General features: G+C 80.3%; 8 protein-coding genes. 1 reads left to right on the top strand and 7 read right to left on the bottom strand.

The features are described 5' to 3' along the window. A partial coding sequence (locus tag PYV61_RS22925) for a DUF2911 domain-containing protein (protein ID WP_275836063.1) occupies window positions 1-449 on the top strand: 449 nt, incomplete at its 5' end. 21 nt (window positions 450-470) lie between these two features. Here the strand turns inward: PYV61_RS22925 and PYV61_RS22920 are convergent. The 7 genes from PYV61_RS22920 to PYV61_RS22890 form a co-directional block, all read right to left on the bottom strand. Next, the gene (locus PYV61_RS22920) at window positions 471-860 is read right to left on the bottom strand and encodes a nuclear transport factor 2 family protein (RefSeq protein WP_275836061.1); all 390 of its coding nucleotides are present in this window, start codon (window positions 858-860) and stop codon (window positions 471-473) included. 26 nt (window positions 861-886) lie between these two features. After that, window positions 887-1,339 (bottom strand): hypothetical protein, encoded by a 453-nt coding sequence (locus PYV61_RS22915; protein ID WP_275836059.1) that lies wholly within the window; start codon window positions 1,337-1,339, stop codon window positions 887-889. Window positions 1,340-1,382: 43 nt separating this feature from the next. After that, window positions 1,383-1,709 carry a hypothetical protein gene (locus PYV61_RS22910; RefSeq protein ID WP_275836057.1) on the bottom strand — a complete coding sequence of 109 codons (327 nt, stop codon included), beginning with the start codon at window positions 1,707-1,709 and terminating at the stop codon, window positions 1,383-1,385. Next, complete coding sequence (locus tag PYV61_RS22905) at window positions 1,706-2,173, bottom strand: hypothetical protein (protein ID WP_275836055.1); 468 nt, start codon at window positions 2,171-2,173, stop codon at window positions 1,706-1,708. Before PYV61_RS22905 ends, PYV61_RS22910 begins: the two co-directional genes overlap by 4 nt. Before the next feature lies 1 nt (window position 2,174). Further along, window positions 2,175-2,465, bottom strand: coding sequence for a hypothetical protein (locus tag PYV61_RS22900; RefSeq protein WP_275836053.1), 291 nt, complete (start codon window positions 2,463-2,465; stop codon window positions 2,175-2,177). Between the two features lie 88 nt (window positions 2,466-2,553). Further along, window positions 2,554-2,850, bottom strand: a complete 297-nt coding sequence (locus PYV61_RS22895; RefSeq protein WP_275836051.1) for a 50S ribosome-binding protein YggL — start codon at window positions 2,848-2,850, stop codon at window positions 2,554-2,556. After that, window positions 2,847-3,267: alpha/beta family hydrolase (locus PYV61_RS22890; RefSeq protein ID WP_275836049.1), on the bottom strand; the 421-nt coding region annotated here is incomplete at its 5' end. The genes PYV61_RS22895 and PYV61_RS22890, both read right to left, overlap by 4 nt.

The raw sequence follows: 3,267 nt of genomic DNA, 5'->3' as shown, positions 1-3,267 counted from the left end.
CGCTGAGCGTGCGCGACACCGTGCGAGCGCGGGTCGACGCGGCGGCGCTGACGGTCGACTACGGCCGGCCGCTCGCGCGCGGGCGCACGCTGCTCGGCGGCGTGGTCCCGTACGGCCGCGTGTGGCGCACCGGCGCCAACGCCGCCACGCAGCTCACGACGTCGGCGCCGATCACGCTCGCCGGCGTGGCGGTGCCCGCGGGGACGTACACGCTGTGGACGCTGCCGCGCGCGGACGGCGTGACGCTGATCGTGAACCGGCAGGCCGGCCAGTGGGGGACGGGCTACGGCCCCGCGCACGACCTCGGGCGCGGCGCGATGACGGCCGACACGCTGGCGGCGCCCGTCGAGCGGTTCACCATCGCGATCGACGCCGCCGACGCGCGGCGCGGGACGCTGTCGATGGCGTGGGGGCCGTTCCGCTGGACGGCGCCGATCGCGGCGCGCTGAGCGGCCGCGGGCGGACGCCGCTCAGGAGGGCGCGGCGTCCGCGGTCGTGAGCCCCGCCGCGCGCAGCGCGTCGTCGAGCGCGTCGTGGCGCTCCAGCTCCGCGACCAGCGCCTCGGCCACGCGGAAGCGCGTCGCGACGTCGGCGTCGCCGAGCGTCGCGCCGGCGGGGTCGCGCCACGTGCCGCGCTGCGCCGCGACGACCGCGTCGCCCCGCGCGTAGAGGGCGTGCGTGGCGAAGCGCGCGCCGGCGTGGCCGATCCAGGCGCGGAGCACCGCGTGCCCCTGCGCCGCGCCCTGCGGGCCGACGAGGACGACGTCGGGCGCGGTGAGCGCGAGCGCGGCGTCGGCGTCGGCCGCGTTCACGGCGGCGAGCCAGGCGCGGACGACCAGGTGCGGCTCGGACGGGGGCACGGGCGCGGCGGGTGGAGGTGGGCGGCCTACGGCGACGGCGTCCCGCCGCGCGCGTCCCGCCAGCGCAGGCTGTCGAGCGTGAACGCCACGAGGTCGGCGTCGGTCATGACGCCGAAGCGGCGCACCGGCGCCCGGCCGGGGCGCAGCCAGAGGTAGCCGACGCCCTCCGAGTCCGCGGCCGGACGGAAGCGCGCCGTGCGCCCGTCGACGCGGTAGACGATCGGCGACGTCGTGCGCGCGTGCACGGCGACCCCGCGCCGCACGAGCGAGTCGCGCGCGTCGGCGAGGTGGAACTGGAAGTCCTCGGCGACGGTGGCCAGCTCGTCGTCGGCGTCGACCTCCGCCTGCGTGGCGATCAGGTAGCCGACGAGGGTGGGACCGCCGACCGCGATCGGGGCGGCGTCGTGCGACGGCGCGTCGGCGCGCCCGCACGCCGCGAGCTGGGCGGCGACGAGGAGCGGCGCGATCAGGCGTCGCACGACGGGCCGTCCGCGTGGGACGTGACGACGACCGGCCGTCGGGTCAGGGGACGCGCGGGACGCGCGCCACGGTGTCCGGGCGGACGCGTCCCGCGCTGTCCGCGCTCCCGCGGCGGCAGCGGTCGGCGTCGGCCGCGGTGCCGCCCTCCGCGGGCCGGACGCGCGCCGTGTCGCACCCCGAGAGGAGGCCGCGCACCAGCCGGTCGGTCGTCCCCTCGGGCATGGCGAGGTCGGAGCCCGGCGCGGGCCGGAGCGGCGTGCGCCCGACCGCGCACCCGCCGGCGACCGCGAGGAGCGCCCCGAGCAGGGCGGCGGCCCGCGCGCGCGGGCGACGCGGGACGAGGGACGGGGGCGCGGCGGGCGGCGTCATGGGGTCCTCGCGTGCGGGTGGTGCTCGCCGCTACCCCCGACCGGGCGGAAGGAGCCGCGCGCGAGCAGCGCGCCGGCGAGCCGCGCGCCGAGGTAGACGCCGAGGTACGAGCACGCGAGGTCGAGCGGCGAGAGCGTGCGTCCCGGGAAGAGCGCCTGCGACGCCTCCTCGACGGTGATGCCGGCCGCCGCGAGCACGGCCGCCAGCGGCGGCGTCCAGGGACCGAGCGACACGCGCCGCCCGCGCAGCGCCAGCGCCAGGGTGAACGTGAGCACGGCGAGCAGCCCCACGTGTCCCGCCTTGTCGCCGCCGGGCCAGGCGTACAGGCGCGACACGAGCGGCGGGAGCGCCCCGCGGTCCGCCGCCACGACGATCGCGGCGAAGGCGAGCAGCGTCGCCGCGGCGAGCACGACGACCGCGACGCGCGCGCCGCGACGCCCGCGGTCCGTCGGCGGCGGGGTCACGTCACCCGGGCGTCGCCGGGAAGCGGTCGAGACCCGCCTCGCGCAGCTGTCCGCGCAGCGCGCCGGCGCCGACCACGCCGGCCCGCGCGCGCGCCGGCTCCACCGGGTCGTCGGCGCTCATCGCCACCGCATCGTACAGCTCGTCGAACCAGTCGCGCTCGGCGTCGTCGAGGCCCGGGTCGTCGTCGACGTCGGGGGCCGCGTCCATCACCGCCGCGCGCAGCGGCGCGTGCGGGCCGCCGGCGAGGAAGTCGGCCACGGCGCGGCGGACGGGGGCGAGCGGCGACGCCATGCGGGGTGGGAATGCGTGGGAGGGAGCGGTGCGCGCGTGCGCGACGCGCCTGCGCTACGGTAACGCGCCCGCCCGCCGCGCCGCCACGTCAGACCGCGCCCGGCTCGCCGAGGTCGACGAGGTCGCCGACCTCGAAAGCCGCGAGCTCCGGCCGCGCGGCGGCCCAAGCGCGCGCCGCGCCGCGGTCGCCGTCGGTGGCCTGCCCGCCGTCGCGCGTGACGACCAGCCGCCACGCCGCGCCGCCGCGCGCGCCGCCCGCGTCCACCCCGCGCATCGCCAGCAGCCGCGCGAGGTCGGCGCGCAGCGCGTCGCGATCCGCGGGGGCGAGCGCGGGGTCGGGCGTGAGCGTGACGGCGAAGCCGTACTCGGGGCAGGCGGCGCTCACGGGCGCGCCCCGCCGAGCGACCCGCCGAGCGCGTCGACGACGGCGCGCACCATCGCCGCGCGCTGCGCCGCCGCGGGGATCGTCGCGCGCCGGTCGCCGGGCTGGAAGCCGTACCACCCGAACTGCGAGTGGTTGCCCCCCTCGACCCACACCCAGCGCGTCGACGCCGGCAGCAGCCGGCGGTTCGCCTCGACCTCGGGGGGGCTCGCGAGGCCGTCGCGCGTGCCCACGATCTTGGTCACGGGGAGGGCGAGCCCGCTCAGGTCGACGTCGCGCGGGTGCGACGTGCCGATGAGGATCAGCCCGCGCATCCCCGCGGGGCGCCCCGCCGCGACGCGCGACGCCACGACGCCGCCGCGCGAGTGGCCGGCGGCCAGCCACCCCGCCGCGACGTCGGCGCCGCGCATCACGCGCGCG

It is taken from the genome of Roseisolibacter sp. H3M3-2 (assembly GCF_029211165.1).
GTDB lineage: Bacteria > Gemmatimonadota > Gemmatimonadetes > Gemmatimonadales > Gemmatimonadaceae > Roseisolibacter.
The sequence above is the reverse complement of the archived record's forward strand: the minus strand, read 5'-3'. Positions and strand labels throughout refer to the sequence as shown.

What these genes read in the sequence shown, in the direction of transcription:
- PYV61_RS22910 (WP_275836057.1), bottom strand. Translation starts at nt 1,709, where the DNA reads ATGACGCCGCCCGCCGCGCCCCCGTCCCTCGTCCCGCGTCGCCCGCGC.
- PYV61_RS22900 (WP_275836053.1), bottom strand. Translation starts at nt 2,465, where the DNA reads ATGGCGTCGCCGCTCGCCCCCGTCCGCCGCGCCGTGGCCGACTTCCTC.